18 protein-coding genes are annotated in these 21,426 nt (G+C 43.7%); 7 read left to right on the top strand and 11 right to left on the bottom strand.

Annotated elements, in window-relative coordinates; genetic code table 11:
- Window positions 1–89 precede the first annotated feature (89 nt).
- The 4 genes from AC1DSE_RS00730 (at window position 90) to AC1DSE_RS00745 (ending at window position 5,884) form a co-directional block, all read left to right on the top strand.
- Complete coding sequence (locus tag AC1DSE_RS00730) at window positions 90–851, top strand: ABC transporter ATP-binding protein (protein WP_441908051.1); 762 nt, start codon at window positions 90–92, stop codon at window positions 849–851.
- Window positions 841–2,793, top strand: a complete 1,953-nt coding sequence (locus AC1DSE_RS00735; RefSeq protein ID WP_441878623.1) for an FtsX-like permease family protein — start codon at window positions 841–843, stop codon at window positions 2,791–2,793. The genes AC1DSE_RS00730 and AC1DSE_RS00735 overlap by 11 nt, the downstream gene beginning before the upstream one ends.
- Window positions 2,794–2,927: 134 nt before the next feature.
- Window positions 2,928–4,346, top strand: a complete 1,419-nt coding sequence (locus AC1DSE_RS00740; RefSeq protein ID WP_441878625.1) for an aldehyde dehydrogenase — start codon at window positions 2,928–2,930, stop codon at window positions 4,344–4,346.
- A gap of 128 nt (window positions 4,347–4,474) precedes the next feature.
- A complete protein-coding gene (locus AC1DSE_RS00745; protein ID WP_477527316.1) occupies window positions 4,475–5,884 on the top strand; it encodes a HEAT repeat domain-containing protein in 1,410 nt (469 codons plus the stop codon).
- A 379-nt stretch (window positions 5,885–6,263) separates the two neighbouring features.
- On the opposite strand, the gene AC1DSE_RS00750 is transcribed toward AC1DSE_RS00745, so the two are convergent.
- The 5 genes from AC1DSE_RS00750 to AC1DSE_RS00770 form a co-directional block, all read right to left on the bottom strand.
- Window positions 6,264–7,361, bottom strand: a complete 1,098-nt coding sequence (locus AC1DSE_RS00750) for a hypothetical protein (RefSeq protein ID WP_477510817.1) — start codon at window positions 7,359–7,361, stop codon at window positions 6,264–6,266.
- Between the two features lie 86 nt (window positions 7,362–7,447).
- Window positions 7,448–8,275 (bottom strand): AraC family transcriptional regulator, encoded by an 828-nt coding sequence (locus AC1DSE_RS00755; RefSeq protein ID WP_083682118.1) that lies wholly within the window; start codon window positions 8,273–8,275, stop codon window positions 7,448–7,450.
- 119 nt (window positions 8,276–8,394) lie between these two features.
- Window positions 8,395–9,009, bottom strand: a complete 615-nt coding sequence (gene wrbA, locus AC1DSE_RS00760; RefSeq protein WP_076268782.1) for an NAD(P)H:quinone oxidoreductase — start codon at window positions 9,007–9,009, stop codon at window positions 8,395–8,397.
- 26 nt (window positions 9,010–9,035) lie between these two features.
- A complete protein-coding gene (locus AC1DSE_RS00765; RefSeq protein WP_477510818.1) occupies window positions 9,036–9,488 on the bottom strand; it encodes a MarR family winged helix-turn-helix transcriptional regulator in 453 nt (150 codons plus the stop codon).
- 191 nt (window positions 9,489–9,679) lie between these two features.
- The gene (locus AC1DSE_RS00770; RefSeq protein ID WP_477527317.1) at window positions 9,680–10,561 is read right to left on the bottom strand and encodes an alpha/beta fold hydrolase; all 882 of its coding nucleotides are present in this window, start codon (window positions 10,559–10,561) and stop codon (window positions 9,680–9,682) included.
- Between the two features lie 296 nt (window positions 10,562–10,857).
- On the opposite strand from AC1DSE_RS00770, the gene AC1DSE_RS00775 reads away from it, so the two are divergent.
- Window positions 10,858–11,628: an exodeoxyribonuclease III gene (locus tag AC1DSE_RS00775; RefSeq protein WP_477510856.1), complete on the top strand. Its 771-nt coding sequence runs from the start codon at window positions 10,858–10,860 to the stop codon at window positions 11,626–11,628.
- A 59-nt stretch (window positions 11,629–11,687) separates the two neighbouring features.
- Here the strand turns inward: AC1DSE_RS00775 and murI are convergent, their stop codons facing one another.
- The 3 genes from murI to AC1DSE_RS00790 all read right to left on the bottom strand — a co-directional run bounded on the left by murI (window position 11,688) and on the right by AC1DSE_RS00790 (window position 15,118).
- Window positions 11,688–12,485, bottom strand: a complete 798-nt coding sequence (gene murI / locus AC1DSE_RS00780; RefSeq protein ID WP_076268780.1) for a glutamate racemase — start codon at window positions 12,483–12,485, stop codon at window positions 11,688–11,690.
- 152 nt (window positions 12,486–12,637) lie between these two features.
- Entirely contained in the window at window positions 12,638–14,524 is a 1,887-nt protein-coding gene (locus AC1DSE_RS00785; protein ID WP_477527318.1) for an LTA synthase family protein, read from the bottom strand.
- Between the two features lie 126 nt (window positions 14,525–14,650).
- The gene (locus AC1DSE_RS00790) at window positions 14,651–15,118 is read right to left on the bottom strand and encodes a RidA family protein (protein WP_441878640.1); all 468 of its coding nucleotides are present in this window, start codon (window positions 15,116–15,118) and stop codon (window positions 14,651–14,653) included.
- 130 nt (window positions 15,119–15,248) lie between these two features.
- On the opposite strand from AC1DSE_RS00790, the gene pdxR reads away from it, so the two are divergent.
- Entirely contained in the window at window positions 15,249–16,676 is a 1,428-nt protein-coding gene (gene pdxR / locus AC1DSE_RS00795) for a MocR-like pyridoxine biosynthesis transcription factor PdxR (protein ID WP_441878642.1), read from the top strand.
- 15 nt (window positions 16,677–16,691) lie between these two features.
- Window positions 16,692–17,537: a Cof-type HAD-IIB family hydrolase gene (locus AC1DSE_RS00800; RefSeq protein WP_477527319.1), complete on the top strand. Its 846-nt coding sequence runs from the start codon at window positions 16,692–16,694 to the stop codon at window positions 17,535–17,537.
- Window positions 17,538–17,675: 138 nt separating this feature from the next.
- Here the strand turns inward: AC1DSE_RS00800 and mglC are convergent, their stop codons facing one another.
- The 3 genes from mglC to AC1DSE_RS00815 all read right to left on the bottom strand — a co-directional run bounded on the left by mglC (window position 17,676) and on the right by AC1DSE_RS00815 (window position 21,359).
- Window positions 17,676–18,692, bottom strand: a complete 1,017-nt coding sequence (gene mglC / locus AC1DSE_RS00805; protein WP_430055270.1) for a galactose/methyl galactoside ABC transporter permease MglC — start codon at window positions 18,690–18,692, stop codon at window positions 17,676–17,678.
- Between the two features lie 30 nt (window positions 18,693–18,722).
- On the bottom strand, window positions 18,723–20,240 hold the full coding sequence (locus AC1DSE_RS00810) for a sugar ABC transporter ATP-binding protein (protein ID WP_477510822.1): 1,518 nt from the start codon (window positions 20,238–20,240) through the stop codon (window positions 18,723–18,725).
- Window positions 20,241–20,348: 108 nt separating this feature from the next.
- Window positions 20,349–21,359 (bottom strand): galactose ABC transporter substrate-binding protein, encoded by a 1,011-nt coding sequence (locus tag AC1DSE_RS00815; RefSeq protein WP_477527320.1) that lies wholly within the window; start codon window positions 21,357–21,359, stop codon window positions 20,349–20,351.
- Between the last annotated feature and the right edge of the window lie 67 nt (window positions 21,360–21,426).

Here is a 21,426-nt window from a genome sequence, read left to right on the forward strand (position 1 = left end):
GCTTCTATTATTTGTTCGGTCATTCGAAGGAACTAATCGGACATTCGATTTACAATACAAGTAATAGACCTAGGGAGAGTGTTAATCACATGTTCATTCTGGAAGCAACCAAAATTCATAAAATTTATGGAAATAAATTCAATAAGCAGGAAGTATTATGCGGGCTTGATATTAGCATTGAAAAAGGGGAATTCGTCAGCATCATGGGCGCATCCGGCTCAGGAAAAACAACCTTGCTTAACGTGCTTTCATCGATTGACCACATTAGCAGCGGCTCGATTAAAATCGAAGGGAAAGTTATTTCTGGGTTAAAAGAAAAACAATTGGCTGAATTTCGTAAAAATCGTTTAGGCTTTATTTTTCAGGAATACAATTTGTTAGACACGCTAACGGTCAAAGAAAACATTTTATTGCCGCTGTCAATTACGAAGACGCCAAAAAAAGAAGCCGAGCGTAAATTTCAGGCGGTAGCGACCGAGCTTGGCATTTATGAGCTCCGCAATAAGTATCCCAATGAAATATCTGGCGGTCAAAAGCAACGTACATCCGCTGCAAGAGCCTTCATTCATGAGCCAAGCATTATTTTCGCTGACGAACCGACAGGTGCCCTTGATTCCAAATCCGCCTCTGATTTACTGAACAAGCTGAGTGGTTTAAATCAAAAAAGACAAGCTACAATCGCCATGGTCACTCACGATCCGGTAGCTGCCAGCTATTGCAGCAGAGTCATCTTCATCAAGGATGGACAAATCTATTCTCAGCTTTATAAGGGAGAACAAACGCGGCAAAAATTCTTCAACGATATTATGGCAACACAAAGTGTACTAAGCGGGGTGCACCATGAGCATTAATCAACTCATTTTCCGCAATCTAAAAAAGAATCTAAAAAATTATTATCTCTATGTGTTTGCTCTCGTGTTTAGCGCTGCTCTTTATTTCGCCTTTGTCACCCTGCAGTTTGATCCTGCCATGGATGAGGCGAAAGGCTCTGTTAAAGGGGCTGCCGCCATTAAGACTGCTTCTTATTTGCTTGTTGGAATCGTTTCTATTTTTCTGCTGTACGCCAATACCATCTTTATTAAAAGGCGCAGCAAGGAAATCGGCTTATTTCAGCTTATCGGAATGACCAAAAACAAAATTTTCCGCATTCTGACGCTGGAAAACTTTTTTCTTTATTTCGGCTCCATCCTGCTGGGGGTTCTGGTCGGTTTCTCTGTGTCCAAATTAATTATTATGATTTTATTTAAAACGATCGGTGTTGAGGTGGCCGCAGAGCTCCATTTCTCCACCCAAGCATTCAAGCAAACTATAATTATTTTTTTAGTTATTTATCTTCTGATTATGTTGATGAATTATTTATTTATAAAAAAACAAACGATATTATCGCTGTTTAGAGTGAATTCCGTCACAGAAGGCAAAGCAAGAAGAGTGTCTATTCTGGAAATGCTAATCGGCATTGCCGGACTGCTGCTCATTTCCCTTGGCTATTATATTTCTTCCGAACTGTTCGGAGGTAAATTTGTGACGATGACCGCGCTCTTTGCTGCCATGATCGGCATACTCGGCTCGGTTATCCTTGGAACTTTCCTTTTCTATAAAGGATCGGTCAGCTTTATTTTCAACGTGATCCGAAAGCAGAAAAACGGTTACCTTAACATAAATGAAACCTTATCTCTCTCGTCTATTATGTTCCGGATGAAATCAAATGCGCTGCTGCTCACCATCATTACGACCGTGTCGGCGCTTGCTATCGGCTTATTGTCCTTAAGCTATATCTCTTATTACTCTGCCGAAAAAACAGCCAAAAACAATGTTCCCGAACATTTTGCATTTATGAACGTTCAGGACGCGGAGCAGTTTAAAGAAGCGCTAAACAAAAACAAGCTGGCGCATACCGAAAAAATGATTCCTGTCATTCAGGTAGACGTCAATTTGAAGAGTATTATGAATAACAATCTTGAAGTGGTAAGCGTGAATGGGGCTACGGGTATTATGACCTTGCCCGTTGTCAGCGAAAAATCTGTTGACGGTATTAAACTGTCTCAAGACGAGGTCTATCTCTCTGGTTACAGCAGCATGCTCAAACAATTCATGTCTTTGAAGGACTCAGGGCCTGTACAGCTAGTGAATCCTACTCAAAGTATTCCACAACAATATATCGGACTTAAGGAGCAGCCCATCGTCTCTTGGTGGTTTAAAAGCGGCGGATTGCCTGTAGTTATCGTCGATGATTCTGTTTTTGAGCGCTTAAATAATCATCTTGATCCGGCTATTCAGAAACACTCTACCCTGCATATCGGAATTAATATGAAAGATCGTTCTGATCTAAAAGAAGCGACTCAGCTATTCAATGAGATGAAGTTCTCTGAGCACAACAGAAATGATTCTCAGCTTAATACAAGCAACCAGCAAAAACAAACGATGGGCTTGATTATGTTTATCGTTGCTTTCCTTGGATTAACCTTTCTTATCACATCCGGCAATATTCTCTATTTTAAGCAGATGGGAGAAAGCGAAGAGGAAAAGCCGAACTATACCATCCTTCGAAAGCTCGGCTTCACAAGGGCTGATTTGTTAAGGGGCATAAAAATAAAACAAATGTTCAACTTTGGCATTCCCTTAGTGGTTGGGCTGCTTCACAGCTACTTTGCAGTCAAATCCGGATGGTTTTTCTTTGGAACAGAGCTTTTAACTCCGATGATTATAGTCATGCTGCTATATACCATCCTTTACTCCATATTCGGAATTCTTTCCGTCTCTTATTACAAAAAGATCATTAAAGAAGCACTTTAATACCATCTAAACAGGATATCCCTCTTTGATTTTCAGAGGACGGGTACCCTGTTTTTCTTTGTGTGTTAATATGCAAAAAAAATGAGATCGCTAACTCAATATCCAAGTGGAAGTTCGTTTCATTACCTGTTAATATGTGGATAGGTAAGGAGGGTTGCGGAATGAGTTCATTAAGAGCAGAAGATATTGAACAGATTGTGCTAGAGCAAAAAACATTTTTCGAACAAGGCCAGACCAAGGAGCTGCGCTTTAAGCTGAATCAATTGCAACGATTGCTGCAAGCCATACAGCGTCATGAGCAGGAAATCGTCGAGGCGCTTTACCAAGACCTTCGCAAAAGCGAACTAGAGACCCATATGACAGAAATTATAATCGTAACCAATAGCATTCGACATGTCATTAAGCATCTCAAAAAGTGGATGAAGCCGCAGAAGGTGAAAACACCGATTTATCTGTTTCCATCTTCCAGCCGTATTATGAAGGAGCCCTACGGCACAGCTTTAATAATTGGTCCCTTCAACTATCCATTCCAGCTTGTCATCGAGCCGCTTATCGGAGCCATTGCCGCAGGCAATTGTGCCATTCTCAAACCATCCGAAAGCTCGCCTCATGTTTCAGCTTTAATAAGTAAAATCATAAATGAAACCTTTGATCCCACCTACATTAAAGTCATGGAGGGGGAGAAGGAAACGACCTCATTGCTCATCCACGCGCCGGTTGATTATATTTTTTTCACAGGCAGCATCGCGGTGGGCAAAATCGTTATGGAGGCGGCTGCCAAAAACCTTGTGCCTGTCACGCTTGAGCTCGGAGGAAAAAGCCCTGTCATTGTAGATTCTACCGCTAATCTCGAGATCGCTGCCAAGCGGATTATCTGGGGCAAATTAATGAATACCGGCCAAACCTGTATYTCACCCGATTATGTGCTGGCTCATCAGGATATTAAAGAAAAGCTGGTCGCAAAAATGAAGGAAGTCATCCAATCCTTCTATGGATCTTCTATACAAAGCAACAAAGATTATGGTCGAATCATTAATCAACGTCAATTTGACAGGCTTGCTTCCATTCTGGAGCAAGACAAAGCCAGCATCGTTTATGGAGGAGACACAGACCGCGCAGACCTCTTTATCGAACCGACAATACTGGATGGTGTTTCATGGGATAGCGCGGCGATGTCAGAAGAATTATTTGGCCCTATTTTGCCTGTCATGGAGTACCGAGATAACCATGAGGCCATTCGAATGATTAACGCCCATCCAAAGCCGCTTTCCCTTTACTTATTTACAGAGAATAAAGCGCTGGAGGATGAGGTTATGAGCCGTGTTTCCTTCGGCGGCGGCTGTATTAACGATACGATTATGCACGTCTCTAATCCCTATTTGCCATTTGGCGGTGTTGGCAGCTCAGGTGTAGGAGCCTATCATGGCAAATACAGCTTTGATCTGTTCTCGCATCAGAAGAGTATATTGAAGAAAAGCACCAAGTTTGAGCTTGGACTCGTCTTCCCTCCTTATGCAGGAAAATTAAAAAATATTAAAAAGCTGCTCAAATGAGCAGCTTTTTTGGCTGACAAACAGGAAGTTAGTTTTATGCAAGCTTCACTTAGTTTCGTGTATGTAGCATTGGTCCGACTTCTCATATAATCGGTTTATCACCACAACATTAGGAGGTCATCCATTATATGAATCAATCACCGCTTCTACTCACTGACGAACAAATGCAAAAGTTTATAACTGAAGGCTTTCTTATTCTAAAAACAGATTTCCCTGAATCCTTCCATCAAGCCATGACAGCTGAACTTGGAAAAGTATATGACGAGGAAGGCAATCCCGGCAACAACCTGCTGCCGCGAATCCGAGAAATACAACAGGCTTTCGACAGCCCCGTTATTACAGGCGCATTAACAAGCGTACTGGGTCCAAATTACATGCTGCATGCCCATCGCCATGGCCACTTTAATGCACAGCCGGTTGCTGGTGGTTGGCATAAGGACAGCTACTGGGGCTACTCCCGTATGCGCAACCACCACCCATGGTGGGCTATGATTATGTACTTCCCGCAAAACACGCCAATTGAGCTTGGGCCTACTAGCGTTGTGCCTGGCACCCAAAACTATGAATCACGCACCTTTGCTTCTGACGAGGTGCAAGGAGAAGCTTACGCTAGCGGTGAAGCAGGTACATTTGCACTCATCCACTATGATATCTGGCACCGTTCAACACCAAATGTATTAGGCAATGCTCGTTACATGCTTAAATTTGAATTTATGCGTACAGCTGTTCCAACTAAGCCTTCATGGAATAATCTGATTTCCGAGTGGAAAGAGCCTGCTGACCTTGCCCTGCCAATCGCAAACCACGAAGACATGTGGGAAGAAACATGGAACTGGATGTCAGGTAAGCTAGGCAGTCTAGCAAACACTGCGGAAGCAAACGAAGAGAAATTAGCCGCACTGGCAACGGCTTTGGAAGATAGCTTCGAACCAAATGCCTTGAATGCTGCCTATGAGCTTGCTAAATATGGCGCTCCAGGCGTGAAAGTACTGCTGGCTGGTCTTCATCATGAGAGATTAGACGTATCACGCACGTCTGCTTATGGACTGTCCATCRCAGGCTCAGATGCAGTAAGCGGATTGATCGACGCACTAGAGAGCGATCGCTCAGAGACTGTACAACATGCTATATTCGCACTTGGCGAGCTTCGCAGCTATGCTGAATCCGCGCTTCCAAAGCTTGTTGAACTTCTGTCCCACTCCGATGCGACAGTAAGAATTGCAGTCGTTGAAGCACTTGGCATTTTGTCTAATTCTTCAGAAATTGCAGTGAAGGGTCTTATTACAGCCTTGTCCGATGAGGATGTTCAAGTACGATTTACAGCTGGGCTGTCCTTGTCCCGCATGGGTGCTACAGCGGCAGCAGCCGTTCCCGCTTTGGCGGCAGTACTCGATGATGAGAACCGTTATGTAAGAGCTCATGCTCTAGAAGCACTGCGCTATATCGGCACGGATGAAGCGAAGGATATTTTGATCAGATCACTATTCAATTCCCGCTGGTGTTCGACAACTACGCCTGCAAACAGCTTTTATCCTTGATTCCATCGGAGTTCTTATACTTGCAGCATAAAGGTTGTCCCAAAAGAACTAGTTGTGCAGAACAATCCTAATCATGGGAAAAAGTTCGGAATAACAAAGGAGCTAAGCGATTTGAATCCGCTTAGCTCCTTTGTTTTTGGCGTACGCTGCACCGCTGTTACGAACTCAGCAGCTCTTATTTAAACCATTCGCAAGCAATTATTATGGCAACGAACTCCAGCATCGCTATTTCGAGAAAAACAGCTCGTATCATCCTGTAGAGCATGATATAACGATAATCAGGTTCGTTAGCGTTTGAAAAAGATCATTTTTTGCTTAATAAGCATGATACAGTTCGTTAGAGAAAATATGAATCCGAAAGCATAACAGGGCAAGCGAACTATTCGCTGTCCTTTTTGCTTGCCTCCATCAACTGATGGCATTTCGTTTGAAATTCAAGAGGTTTATCTACAAATAAATAGATTTGGTCAACTTGTTCTCGAATCCCAAACGCCGTAATAACCGTGATTTCTTCTTTTAATATCATATGCACATTAGGTTCTGTGTCCAGAATCTTTATCGTTTTTTTCATTTTATCCTTAGCTAATTTCTCGAATGTAATGGCCGAAATGGATGCAACCGTATTGATATTCATATCCGAATACATCTGAATGCCATACTGAAACCTTATTTGTTGATCTGATACCAAAATAGGATTTAAGCACATCGCTCGGTAATCAGCAACTAGCAGCATAATAATATATACATTTCCTAATGAGAGTAACCATGCAGCGGTATGCGACCATTGCGCAAGCAGAATGTGCATGCATACCCCTTCAATAATCAATATTTTCGAAAATACGAGTAAGGTTATCAGTTTGTTAGAGTTTTTATGATAACTAAACGAGGCAGACCCCGTTCGAATGAAAGGTGTTTCTCTCCATGCGAACAAGGTGTAATAAAAAACAGATAATTCATGAGTGAGTAAAGCTGCAATTTTGGGATGGCGAATGGTCTCTTCTAGACTTTTCCGAAGTGTTTCTATAGGATGATTATCCACTTTTTTATAACGCTTATAGGCAGCCGCAATATCATAGATTTTTAAAGCTAAAATAAAAGGCGGCAGCGGAATAAGAAAATATTTTATAGCGTTCATCGTTTCTTGATCGGTGTTTGGTACAAATAACGCTAATGCTAAATAACCCAGAAGAGCAAAAGGTATGATGGATGCGATCTTGAAATTCAGCTTGCGAAACCATAGAAAGTACAGCAATAAAGGAATAACAACGACAAAATCTAATGCAATGCCAAGCGTCAGCAGCTGATCGTTCTCTTTAATTAGAACAGAATTAGCAAATAGAAGATCCAGCAATATGATAATGAAGCTTGAAGCAATAAAGAAACTAATATTCTTTTTATAAAGTTTGTTAATGGCATAACACTCCCTTCCATTTACCTTTTCATTATCTAATATATGGGTAAAATTAGCGCCTTTCAATTCCCTCCTGTGAAGAAAATGGAAACATTTTGTTTGTACTCACAAAAAAAAGCCGTCGCCTTAAATAGCGACGGTTTATTAATTAATCATTTCAGTGAAAGCTCCCTATATTCGCTCGGTGACAAAGCCATATACTCTTTGAATAAACGAGAGAAATAAGTGGCGTCCATACCTAGAGATTCAGCTATTGCCGAGATGCTAAGTGAAGTAAAGGATAGCAGCTGCCGTCCTTTGTCCATACGCTTGCGATTCACATATTGAATAGGTGAGAGCCCTGTCGTATTTTTGAACATGCGTATAAAATAATTAGGGTGAAAATGTACAAGCTGAGCAAGAGTATCTACTGTAATATTTTCCGATAAATGCTCTTCAATATAGGTCAGCACGACATTCAGCTTCTCAAATGAGCTGGTTGCCGGTGTTTTGATTGTCACATCCTCAGCCTGCTCCAGCATCATGGCCATAATCTCAAGAAACGCCGACTGCAGCTGCAGCTCGGATGTCCAGTCTTCACTCTTATGATGGTGTACCAGCCTTTCAAATTTACCCTTCAAGCCTTCGTGATCGGATATCGATATCATGACGGGCATTTCGAGCAGTTGAAACAGGTTGAAATTATCTATTTTTGCAGTGAAGTGGCACCAATATTTCCCGTAAGTATTCGTATTAATCGTTCCATAGGATTGTACGACATCTGCGGGCAGCAGACACAGATCACCGGGCTTTGGATAATAAATTTGATTCCCGGCCTTAATGTACCCTTCGCCCTCTTGGATATAATATAGCTTATTCACATCCGTCGTATAATTATCGTCCTTCCACGAAAGCGGCACCTTCGTATAGTCGGCTATGGCAACATGCAATTTTAAACCGCTCATATAGGACTTCCAAAATGTACTTTTGCTTGCGTTCACCGTAATTCCCGCCTTTCAAGGCTGTCATACCCATTGTTCATCGAAGATCGCTGCGATTACCATACCATAATAGCACAAAAAAAAGAGGCAGTATCCCTCTGCCTCTTCTTATTTTCTGCTTAAGCTTGAGCGAGCCCTTGCTTGACCCACTGCGCAACATTGACTGTACGCTTAGCTTGATATTCCACTGCTGCTTTTACATCCTCAACCATTTTCCCGCCTTGCACTGTCACGCTTGTCCCATATGGATTGCCGCCAGCTTCAAAGGTAACTGGACTCGAATAACCCGGTGCAGCTACTATCGCTCCCCAATGGTACATCGAAGTGTACAGTCCAAGGATGGTTTGCTCTTGACCGCCATGAGCATTCTGAGCCGAAGTCATTCCGCTGACTACTTTATTGACTAACTTGCCGTTAAACCAAAGTGAGCCTGTCGAATCAAGAAACTGCTTAACAGGACCAGGCATACCGCCAAAGCGTGATGGAATACTAAATATAATAGCGTCCGCCCATTCCAGATCCTTATAGGTAACCTCAGGTATATCTTGCGTCTCTGCAACATGAGTTCTCCAGATGGGGTTAGCTTGTATTGCTTCTTCTGAGGCAAGCTCAGGCGTCTTCAATATTTTCACCTCAGCTCCAGCTGCTTTCGCACCCTCTGCTGCCCACTGCGCCATTTGATAATTTGTTCCCGTTACACTGTAATATATAATAGCAAGATTAATCGTTGTCATCTGATACATCCCCTTAAACTTTTATGTTATTCGCTCAGTTGTTCTGCATTAATGCCGATCGTTTTTAATAGCTCAATCAGCTTCTCTTTATCCTCGTTGCTTACAGAACTGAAATTGCGTGTAATGACATCCGCATGCTTCGGAAAAATATCATCAAACAGCATTTGTCCCGCTTCGGTAAGAATGACGTTTGAGCCTCTACGGTCGGTAGCGCTTGGCTCTCGTCTCACATATCCTTTTTTCTCAAGCTTATCAACAACATAGGTAATGCTGCCGCTTGGAATGCAGAACTTTTCACTTATTTTCTGTATCGGATGAGGCCCCTTGCTATACAAAAGCTCCAATATCATAAAATGTTCCTGACTAATGCCATGGCTTTCAATATCCTTGCGCACATTGTCGCCAACTGCCTTAGATGCTTTGAACCATATACGAAATAACCGAAGATCAAGCTGGCTCTGTTCACTATGTTGATTCATGCCCATGCCTCCTTGCTGCATTTATCTTAAAATCATATTTCCTAGTTTTAGTATACTTTTATCCTATCATTAGGGTAAAGACATGTCAACCAACTTTTACCACACGCAAAAAAGGACCGAGCTCTTTCTCCATATAGAGAGTGTGTCGGCCTAGTCGCTTCGTATGATCTCTTACTCCGAACAAAACAAGTTCAATGAAGTAAAAATGGGATTAGTTCATTATGTACAGCATCAGGCTGTTCATGATTAACACCGTGTCCTGCATGAGGGATTATTTTGTAACGAAATTGTCCTGCGTTTAATACCTGCAAAAAATCCTTCTTATGGGATAGCTTGTACTCACCCATCAGAAAATACAGCTTATCCTTTATCGCAGCTGCTGACGCTTGATCATATTTCTGCAGCTTATGTGCAAACATCGCTTGTTGATTGTGATTTTTCATGGCAAGAACAAGATGCTCCGCTAATTCGGGATGCTGTTCATAAACGCGGGATTGGGGCGAGCTTAGCTTTTTTATAATTTTAAGCATATTATTGCGGGTTGGAATCAGCATTTCCGGCATCATCATCATTAAGGTGCTCACCATCGTTTTAATTGGTGTTGTAACGATACCTCCCTCCATGCAAACGACTCTGTTCACTCTACTTGCCTCGTTAACCGTATAATTAAAAGCCATATAAGCTCCATTCGACACACCAGCGATATGAAATTGATTCAGTCCCATTTGATCAACGATTTCATTGATCCAATCCACCTGATCAAACGTCTTTTTCTGAAAGTTTTCGTTAGGCACACTTTTTCCTGGTCCACCCATCGTATCTACTGCAATGCAATAAAAATGGTTGGATAATTCCTTTATGTTCAGCATCCACATCACCGCCGAATTATCTCCAACGCCATGAAGCAGCAGCAGCGGCGGATTCGATTTATGACCAGAAATAAGACAATGCGTGACGCCGTATTTGGTGTTAATGTCCAGCTCCTCAAATTCCGTTGGCCACAGCTCCAGAAGCGCATTATAGGAACGCAGAACCTGTTCTTTCCCTGATTCACTCTTATATATTTTTATCATGACAGCCTCCTTCTTCTTCAAACGTTTACGGTTCTTATAAGCAATCTCATCTATCGCAGAAATGCTGCTTAAGTCTATATTATCGTCACTATCAATTTTTACATTAAAATACTTAACTGTATATAACGTTTGCAAATGATATTTTATATATATTAACTAATGTGTTTGTCTAGCAGGTGTCTAATCGCTTGGCACAGCCTTTTTTTATCCACAGAGCATGATGTTTCCAACAGTCCTTTGAAGAAAATATGATAAACTAGTACGTAATGATAGAAAACGTAAGGAGATAGATCATGATTAAGCTAGTATCTTGGAACGTAAATGGTTTACGGGCATGCGTAACGAAAGGCTTTAACGATTATTTCAAGGAAACGGATGCAGATATTTTTTGCCTGCAAGAAACGAAGCTGCAGGATGGACAAATCAGCATGGAGCTTGGTGAGGAGTACTCGCAATATTGGAATTACGCGATTAAGAAAGGTTACTCAGGCACTGCGGTGTTCACCCGCATAAAACCTCTCTCCGTGCACTATGGTATTGAGGAAAACTCGGAGCCAGAGGGACGAGTCATTACGCTGGAGTTTGAAGGATTCTATCTAGTTACGGTATATACGCCTAACGCCAAACGTGACTTATCGCGATTGGATTACCGAATGGAATGGGAAGATCGCTTCCGCGGTTATCTTCAGCAGCTTGATGCCTTAAAGCCTGTCATTGTTTGCGGTGATTTGAACGTAGCCCATCAGGAGATTGATCTTAAGCATCCGAAACCTAATTTAGGCAACTCCGGTTTTACAATTGAAGAGCGCGGCAAAATGACGGAGCTGCTAGCAACTGGCTTCCTCGATACATTTAGACATTTTTACCCGGATCGTACAGATGTGTACAGCTGGTGGTCGTACATGATGAAGGTGCGCGAGCGGAACGTGGGATGGCGGATCGATTATTTCTTAGCCTCTTCAAGACTGAGCCCACTGCTCATCGATGCGTCCATTGACACTCATATTTTGGGCAGCGATCATTGTCCTGTTTTGCTTACTTTGGAAGAACCGCCGGCAATCATATAATCGTCATAAAAAAAGGCGGGCAGCACTCATGATGAGCGCTGCCCGCCTTTTGCTTCGAATTAGCTTTGAAGTGACTGTGTTAAAACATTTTTTTCACGTAAAATCGAAAGTGCCTTTTGCATCTTGTCCATGTAGGCAGGCTCTTGGCCCGAGCACATAAAGCGTACGTTACCGTTGCCTCCGCCTCCGGGAATGCCATAGCGGCTTAATAATGCGGATAAGCGTTTCACCGTTCCCACATTCCCATCCACAATCTCGATATGAGCAGGAAGCAGCTCCCTCAATATATCCTTGTAGAAAGGATAATGTGTACAGCCGAGTACGATAATTCCGTAATTGTCTAAATCATAGTTTGCGAGCTTTGCCCGGAAATATTCGTTGATAATCTGTTTATCGAATTGCAGCGCCTCACAATAACGCACAAGCTCCGGCAGAGGCAGTGAATCCACGATTCCCATCTCATCCACGCGTGACACGAGTGCGTAATATTTTGGCAATTGTAGCGTTAACTGCGTTGCGAAGACGAGTACCCTTTTGCCTGTTGCTCGATTCATTTCTACTGCTGGCTTAACAGCAGGCTCCATGCCGACAATGGGCAGGGAATAACGCTCTCTTAACTCGTTAATTGCAATACTGGTCGCTGTATTGCAAGCGACGACCAATGCATCTATGCCCTCTTCCATCATTAAACCAACCGTTTCAAAAATGTACGCTTTCACGTCTTCCTCTGACTTCGTCCCATAGGGAACATGGAGCGTGTCCGCCATATAAAGAAAATCCTTATCAGGTAGTCTTTGAAGTGCCTCCGCTAATACGGTAAGCCCGCCAAGCCCTGAATCAAAAAAACCAATTCGCATGTCTCATCGATTCCTTACGTTTATTGGAATAGAGTACCTTCTGTAGCTATATCCATCTTACCTCATTGCCTGCCTCCATAAAAGCTTATAATTGCATTTGCGAAGAAAAAAATGCCTCAAGTCCGGATAGACAAGAGGCATTTCATCTGTTTCTATGGTGCCCGCTTCGGCAGCAGACGTACATAATCATCCGAAAGCTTCATGAGTTCCAGTATATAATCATAATCTCCACGATATTTGCTGAAGTCGGCTACTGGCTTTTTCGTTCTAATATCGACGGCAGTTCCGTCCTCAAAGCCTTTGCCAGGTATAAATAAGATGTCATTATTAAAAAATGATCCTGTCGGCAAATAATACCGCATACCGATTACATTTTGAGAAATATTAAGCAAATCATGACCAAATGCCGTAAATGTTTGATCATCAAGCGATATGCCTAGTAAATTTGCAATGGTAGGCATAATATCAACCTGACCGCCAACCTGATTAACGGTTTTTCCCTCTATGCCAGGTACATGAACAATAAGCGGGATGTTTAAGCGGCTAATTTGCTCATCATAGTGGATGCCCAGCTGCTCACTAACCCATGCAGGATCATTGTCTGTCGTTTGTAGACCAGCGTGATCGCCATAGGCAACCAACACCGTGTTTTCCCACATGCCGTTCGCWTTGAGCCCCTCAATAAAACGGCCTAGTTCATAATCGGTATAATTTAATGCGGTCAAATAATTGCCCAGCTGCGTTCCTTGCAAGGCGTCCGGCATCGTAATATGCTGAAGCTCCGTTGGAACCTTGAAAGGATGATGACTGGATGCAGTTACGAATTGAGCATAAAAAGACTTGCCTTGCTCCTTCATATCGTTAAGCTTTTCAAGACCGACCCTGTAAAGCTCCTCATCCGATGCGCCAAAAGAATTAAAATGATCATTTTTAAATGATGCTTTATCATAATATGCCGTAAAACCTAGCGCAGGATACATTCGGTTGCGATCCCAAAAAGTCACATCATTAATATGAAAGGTGCCCGATTCATACCCGCTTTCTCCAAGCAGTCTCGGAAGACTCGGCAGCTCTCGATCACCATAGCCTGTAGACATCGCCATATCCCCGGTTGGATAGATAGAAGTATTTGACATGAATTCAGCGTCCGCAGTATTCCCTTGTCCAATTTGTTGGAATACATAAGGAAAGTAGAAGCTTTCCTTCGCTAGCTGATTAAGAACAGGCGTAACCGCCTGACCACCGACAGACAAATTGATGGCAAAGTTTTGGAACGCCTCCATTTGAACGACGATCACATTTTTACCTTTGGCAGATCCGAAATAATTTGGCATGCCTGCAACGACCATCTCTCCAGCTTGTTCAAAATAGGAGGATTTGAGTGCTACCGCATCAGCCCCTGTTTCTTCTACATTGCCATTTTTCAGCGCGGCCTGCTCTTTGCTCGCCTTAACGGCTGCCGCTACCTGATAATTGATATAGCCTAAATTCTCAGCTTTCACGATTTCATTCGGAATCGTACTCGCGGACCAAATGAATCCACCCGAGATCGCAATACATAGAACAGCTGCAATGGCTGTGTATAGAGGTTTGGCAATTCGCTTGCGTCCATCGCTGCGTATTCCTCTGACACGTTTAACGATATATAGAGCTGCCAAGACGGCAACATCCAGAAAGTAAATATAATAAGCAGGCAAAATAATAGACCCTACGCTTGTCCTAATTTGCAGTACCTGGTCAAGTCCATGCAGTGCGGTATACGTAGGTACTGTTCCGTAATAACTGACATACACCGTTGAAGCAAATAGCAGCAAGGAAAACACGGCATTCACGAGTCCAAATACGGCTCCTCTCCACCTCGCAGAGGTGACTAGCTCCAGCAGCAGAAGCAGTGCAAGTACGGCTGCTGCATCAGGCAGCAAGCTCTCCACCTGTATGCCCGAAAAGACGAAATGGCGAAACAGGAGCATTTTCAACATCATAAAGATGAATATAACGATAAACAGTGATCTGTCATAACGTTTAGGGAAAAACTGCAAGACGCTCACTCCTTAGAAATTTGCACTTCATTAAATATAAAAAAACCGTCATCACCTGACGGCTTTCTTAAACTTTAATGTTAAGGCAATATAAAAACAAATGCAACGGCTAATAATTAGAAGACTTTATTCCGTGGCCACTTCAAAAATAGAATCAACAATGATCGGCAGCTGATATCTTAAGGAGCTCGCCCCCATGACCGAACGTGCATGAATTCCTCTCTCGCCAAATACCTCCACCATCAAATCCGAGAAGCCATCGAGTACCTTATGATGCTCTTCATAGCTCGGATCAGCATTCACAAAACCTTGTACCTTTACGACGCGAGTCACAAGATCCAACCGCTCTAGTGAATGCTTTAATACGGCGAGAACTTCAATTCCTGTCTGCCTAGCGAGTTGATAACCTTCTGCTGTCGTAAACTCGTTGCCAAGCTTCCCTTTTATCGTGGCCGCAGGTCCTTTGCCAGAAACAAACAGAAGTCCATTTGAAAATACGCAGTTAGCGTATTTAGCTGCGGGCTCGCTCGCCTTTGGTACAATAATCCCTAATGTTGCCAATCTACTTTCAACGGTTCCTTCTACTTGCGGCATAGCAACCCCTTCTCTCCATTTATATTTCTTGTTATTGATGGAAGCCTATGCCAAAGTTTATACTGAAATTGACCTCTACCACAGTGTCAGATTTATATGAATTTTAAGGGTCAGATTGTGTGGTGATAAGATGGATATCAACCTTTCAGAAGAAGAGCAAGGCCCTGTCTATTTGGTGTTGTACAGACATTTACGGAAACTCATCCAATCTGGTGCTCTAGCGGATGGAACAAAGCTTCCATCAATTCGATCGCTCCGCGAGCAATCGAAGCTTAGTAAAACGACAATTGAAACGGCTTATCACATACTGCTGGAAGAAGGTTATGTGGTTAGCAAGCCGCGCGCCGGTCTATTTGTTATACAGTCACAATTAACTCCTGCTGCTGCCATGGTTCATACAGAGATTTTAGAAGAAAAAGCTAGCATACATCGCCATTCCATTCCGATTCCTATCCAAAACGACGCAGTCGTCGATTTCAGCCTGCTCGCCGTGGACGGACAATCATTCCCCATTCGCGCATGGAAGTCCGTCCTTCATGATGCCCTATCTCTCCATGCGAATTATGTTCATCAGTATGGCGATCCGCGGGGCGAATACGATTTGCGTTTGCAATTGTCTTACTATTTAAAGCGTTCAAGAGGCGTCAATTGCACGCCTGAACAAATCATTATTGGATCAGGTTTTTCTTACAGCACACAAATTCTCGCTAAATTGCTACACGGTGCATCTACAATTGCAGTGGAAGAAGCCGGTATCGCTCAGGTAAGAGCTGCCTTCCAGCAGCACGGCTACAACGTCGCTCCTGTCCCCATCCATAACATGGAGAACTTCGTTTCTATATTAGAAGACAAACAAATTCGAATCTTATATGTCACTCCTTCACATCGTCCTACTGGGAGCTCATTGCCTTACTCCACTAGGCAGCTGCTGCTCCACTGGGCAAGCACAAACAGCGCCTATATCATTGAGGATGACTACGACGGAGAGTTTCGTTATTCAGGCAAAACCATCCCTTCTCTTCAAGGAATGGATCATCAGGGCAGCGTCATTTATATTGGGACGTTTTCCAAAGCCTTCACACCCGCGCTGCGTATGAACTATATGGTTGTCCCGACTCCGCTGCTCAGCAAGCTGCAAGCTATAGAGCACACACTTACGAGTCCATCACGCATTGATCAGTGGGCCATGCAGCTGTTCATGGAACGAGGGCATTGGTACAGGCATGTAAGGAAGGTTCGCAATCTTTATCGTAAAAAACGTGCTAAGATGCTTCAGCTCATTGACACTTATTTGCCCGAGCATGTGCAGGTTCATGGGGATTGTGCAGGGATGCATGTGGAAATCGCTGTTCAAACAATGTGCAGTGCCGAGGAGCTGATTAAGCTTGCTGCTTCGGAGGACGTTTACGTGTATGCTGCACAGGATACGCCTATCCTGCCCGGTCGTTTTGTAAGATTGTATTTGGGGTTCGGCGGATTAAACGAGAAAGAATTGGAACGAGGGTTGCGCCGGCTCGTGAAAGCATGGGCGGGAGCCCTACTTCCTAATCATGAATAACAGGGGGCTTTATTAATGGCAAACAATCATTTCCTTACAGATCTCGATGGAACGCTGCTTCAATCGGATGCTACCTTGTCCGAGTATACGATAAACGTCATAAACCATGCGATGAAGCAAGGTATCATCATTAGTTACGCAACGGCAAGAAGCTATATCAGCTCTAACAAAATCGTATCTGTTATCCCGTGGAAAAATCCGATCGTTTTATATAATGGCGCGGTTATCTTTGATCCCATTTCATCTAAGGTCATAGGCGGATACTGGCTGGATAACGAAACGACAAATCAAATTATTGATCTAGGAAGAAAACAAAGTCTAATTCCCTTCTTGTTCGCCMTTGATGCGGAGGATAAGGAACGTGTATTCCACGAGAAGCTGCTGCGAATTGGCGACATAACCTTCTACGAGAGCCGCCCTAATGATCCTCGTTTTGGAGAAATGCCGCTGCTCGAATGCTCGGATGCCTTTAGGACGCTGATTGTGACTTATATTGGCTTGCTGCATGAGCTTGAGCCGCTTAAGGATGAAGTACAGCGTACATTCGGCGATCGGGTTCATGTTCATCTCATGAAGGATCAATATATAAAAGATCATTATTTTCTAGAATTCAGCCACAGCAAAGCCAATAAAAAAGAAGGCTTGAAGCAATGGGCTGAGCTGATGCAATGTACGCCTGAGGACGTTACGGTGTTCGGTGACAATCTGAATGACTTAGGGATGTTCGAAGCTGCCGGCACCAAGGTCGCTGTTTCCAATGCGCATCCTACTCTCATTGAGCTGTCCACGCTAGTCGTAGAGAGCAACGATGAGGATGGAGTAGCGAAGTATATTGAGCGTGTGATTGAGGAGAAGTCTTAGCCTGCATATCTAAAAGCATCATTGCTGAATAGCTGCCACCAGTTGCGCGAAGTACAATGAAAACCTATCGTGTGAATGAAAGAAGAAGCTGCCACAAGGTCATCGACCTTCTGAGACAGCTTCTGCTTCGTTCTCGTTTTACTTCTTCGCTACATATTTGCGAATATCAAACGCTACAGCAACAACGATAATCAAACCTTTGATAATCAGCTGCCAGTTCGGGTTAATACCGATATAAGTCAAACCATAGTTGATGACAGTGAAAATAAGAACACCTGCGATGATCCCTTTCACTCTGCCTACGCCGCCAGTTGTTGAAACGCCGCCGACCACGCATGCAGCAATGGCATCAAGCTCATACATATTGCCGTAGTTGTTCGACGCGCCGCCCGTACGCGCTGCTTCGAGCACACCCGCTAAGCCGTACAAAGCACCCGCAATTGCATAAATCCACATCAAGTTTTTAGCCACGTTAATGCCGGATACATGAGCCGCTTGAATGTTGCCGCCAATGGCGTACATGTTTTTACCAAGACGCGTTTTATTGAAGACAACCCATACGATGAACGCTACAAAAATAGCGATTAATACGATATAAGGAATAGAGAATTGGCCGCTGCCAACAGCACCTGTACCAATTTCAGTGAAATCACTGCGCAAACCGCCGATTGGCTGCGAGTTGTTTGGCGGCATATCGAAGTAAAGAGAATTCGCACCGTACACCGCGACCATCGTACCAAGTGTAGCAATAAAAGGCGGTACGTTAAATTTCGCTACGATTAAGCCGTTCAATAGTCCGACCAGCAAACCAACCGTGATCGCGATTACAATCGGAATGATCACCCATAGCTCAGGCAGGTTAGGGAAAAACTTGCTCGCATATTCAGGCATTTGCAGCATCGATGCGGATACGACCGCACTGAGTCCAACTACACGCCCTGCTGACAAGTCAGTTCCCGCTGTGATAAGAACAAATGCAGCGCCAAGCGCAATAATGACTCGCGTCGATGACTGCACCATCATATCTCTAAGCGTTGTTATAGACAAAAAGTTTGCATCAATAATGGCGATTCCTAAAATTAATGCGACAAGCACAATCCAAATGGCATTTTGCGAAAATGCATTTTTTATTTTCAAACCTTTAGCTGCTTCCATTGCCGTAAACCTCCTTTAAATCCTTCATCATTAGCCCGTCTGTGCTGCAAGCCGCATAATACTTTGCTCGGTTGCCATGTTGCCTTCAAGAATACCTGTGGCACGACCCTCCGACATCACCATGATGCGATCGGACATGCCAATGAGCTCTGGCATCTCAGACGAAATCATAATGATGCTTTTCCCTTGCTTGGCAAGCTCAATAATAATGTTGTAAATTTCATATTTAGCTCCGATATCAATGCCCCTTGTTGGCTCGTCCAGCAGCAAAATATCAGGATTTGTAAGCAGCCAGCGAGCTAACAGCACCTTCTGCTGATTACCGCCGGATAGGTTGCGAATCAGTTGATCAACAGACGGCGTCTTCGTCTTGAATTTCTCAACACCTTTTGCTGCTTCCGATCTCATCTTCGATTCATTTAAGAAACCAAAGCGATTCTGATATAAATCGAGATTAGCGATCGCTGTGTTCTCGGTTACGGACAACACCGGAAAAATCCCCGTCACCCTGCGCTCCTCAGTTAATAGTGCAATTTTGTGGCGCTTTGCATCGATTGGCGACTTAATCGTAATCGACTTTCCATCCTTGTAGATGACACCTGATTTTACGGATCGAAGCCCGAACAACGCCTCAATCAGTTCAGTACGCTGAGCCCCAACCAGTCCGCCTATTCCGAGAATTTCACCTTTTCTCAGCTCGAACGATACATCCTTGAAGGAATGTGCATGCGGCGAGGTTAATCCCTCTACGCGCAGCATGACTTCTCCTGGGATGTTCGTACGCTCCGGGAATCGATCCGATAAATCTCGGCCAACCATGCGCGTAATAATCGTATCGATGGTCAGCTCAGGAGCTGGCCAAGTACCGATGTATTTACCGTCGCGCATGATCGTCACGTCATCGGAGATTCGTAATATTTCTTCCATTTTGTGCGAAATATAAATAATTGAAACGCCTCGTGCACGCAGCTTATTGATTATGTCGAACAGCTGCTCTACCTCATTGCCTGTAAGCGAGGAAGTAGGCTCATCCATTACAATAATTTTGGAATTGAAGGACACCGCTTTTGCAATTTCGAGCGATTGTATTTTGGAAACTGACAACTCGCCGACCAGCTGATGAGGGTCAATCGTCATATTTAAATCCTCGAACAGCTGAGCTGTGTCGCGGTACATCTTTTTATGATCAATGAACCGGAAAGGCGCTATGCCTCTTACCGGGAATCTGCCAAGCCAAATGTTCTCCATCACGCTGCGCTGCGGCACTGGATGCAGCTCCTGATGAATCATGGAGACGCCATAATTCAATGCGTCCTTGGAGTTTTTAATATCAACCTTTTGCTCATCAAGAATGATCTCGCCGTTATCCGGCTTATAAATGCCAAACAAACATTTCATCAATGTAGATTTACCTGCACCATTCTCGCCCATGAGCGCATGAACCGTGCCCGGCCGTACTTTTAACGTAACATCATCTAGCGCCTTAACACCTGGAAACGTCTTGGTAATCCCGTTCATTTCAAGCAAATAAGGATGCTGCTTTGCCATCGTATAGCCTCCCTTTGTCCAGCCCGCCAAGAAAGTAGGCGAAAAAAAACAGGGGCAACGCAAGTGACGTTATTCCCCCGCTCTTGATCATCCATCTTACCGCTTATCTTATTTGCTCTCTTGCGTTACCTTTTGGTATGGAATCCAAACGTATTTACCGTCTGTTATTTCAAAGCCTGTATTCTCTTTCGTTGGTGTTTCGCCTGCAGCAAGAACGCGCATAAGCTCAACCGTTGCTTTACCTTGGTTCGACGCATCGTTTAGAACGGTACCGAGCAAAGTGCCTTCTTTCAGCGCTTGCTTAGCTGGATCCGTTGCATMTACGCCAACAACAGGCATAAATTTATTGTCTTTAAAGTAGCCAGCAGCTTTCAATGCTTCAATTGCGCCAAGCGCCATGTCATCATTGTTTGCCAGAACAGCTTCAATTTTATCGCCTTTGGAAGCAAGGAAAGCTGCCATCTTTTCTTGGCCCTTAACACGATCCCACATCGCAGTATCTTCAGCAATATTCTCGACTTTGATGCCAGCATCTTGAATCGCCTGTACAGAGAACTTGGTCCGAAGCTCAGCATCTTGATGCCCCGGCTCGCCTTTCAGCATCGCATATTGCAGCACGCCGTCACCGTTTTTGTCCGCTTCCGGATGTGCTTTCCAATACTCAGCAATGATTTCGCCTTCCATAGTGCCTGACTCTTCAGCTTTTGCGCCTACAAAAAACGCCTTGTCCCATTTTGCCAAATCATCAGCAAGCGGCTCGCGGTTAATGAATACTACCGGAATATTAGCTTTTTGTGCTTTATCAATAACGATGCCAGCAGCTGTACGGTCAACCGGGTTAACTGCCATTGCTTTTACTTTTTTAGTTATAAACAAATCAACTTTATCATTTTGTGTGGGCTGCGAGTTTTGGCTATCTACGATATCTACTGCCAATTTACCTTCTGCCGCTGTATCAATCGCGCTGCGCACACCGCTCATAAATGTGTCGTCAAATTTATAAATGGCTACGCCTGCCTTAGGCAAGCTGCTTGCACTTCCGTCGCCATTTGCGCTTCCGCAACCTGCTGCTGTAACTGCTAATGCTCCAATAACGAGCGCTGCTGTCCACTTTTTCATTATTTATATCCCCCTGGTGGATGAATTAACTACTGCTTCATTATGTCGTAATTTTGGAGGGATTCAC

The organism is Paenibacillus sp. 01L418, from assembly GCF_056400045.1.

Excerpts from the sequence above, each read along its gene's own strand:
- AC1DSE_RS00765 (WP_477510818.1), bottom strand. The coding sequence starts at position 9,488 with ATGAATCAACATAGTGAACAGAGCCAGCTTGATCTTCGGTTATTTCGT.
- AC1DSE_RS00810 (WP_477510822.1), bottom strand. The coding sequence starts at position 20,240 with ATGGCAAAGCAGCATCCTTATTTGCTTGAAATGAACGGGATTACCAAG.
- murI (WP_076268780.1), bottom strand. The coding sequence starts at position 12,485 with ATGCGAATTGGTTTTTTTGATTCAGGGCTTGGCGGGCTTACCGTATTA.
- mglC (WP_430055270.1), bottom strand. The coding sequence starts at position 18,692 with ATGGAAGCAGCTAAAGGTTTGAAAATAAAAAATGCATTTTCGCAAAAT.
- AC1DSE_RS00770 (WP_477527317.1), bottom strand. The coding sequence starts at position 10,561 with ATGATAAAAATATATAAGAGTGAATCAGGGAAAGAACAGGTTCTGCGT.
- wrbA (WP_076268782.1), bottom strand. The coding sequence starts at position 9,009 with ATGACAACGATTAATCTTGCTATTATATATTACAGTGTAACGGGAACA.
- AC1DSE_RS00735 (WP_441878623.1), top strand. The coding sequence starts at position 841 with ATGAGCATTAATCAACTCATTTTCCGCAATCTAAAAAAGAATCTAAAA.
- pdxR (WP_441878642.1), top strand. The coding sequence starts at position 15,249 with ATGGATATCAACCTTTCAGAAGAAGAGCAAGGCCCTGTCTATTTGGTG.
- AC1DSE_RS00730 (WP_441908051.1), top strand. The coding sequence starts at position 90 with ATGTTCATTCTGGAAGCAACCAAAATTCATAAAATTTATGGAAATAAA.
- AC1DSE_RS00790 (WP_441878640.1), bottom strand. The coding sequence starts at position 15,118 with ATGCCGCAAGTAGAAGGAACCGTTGAAAGTAGATTGGCAACATTAGGG.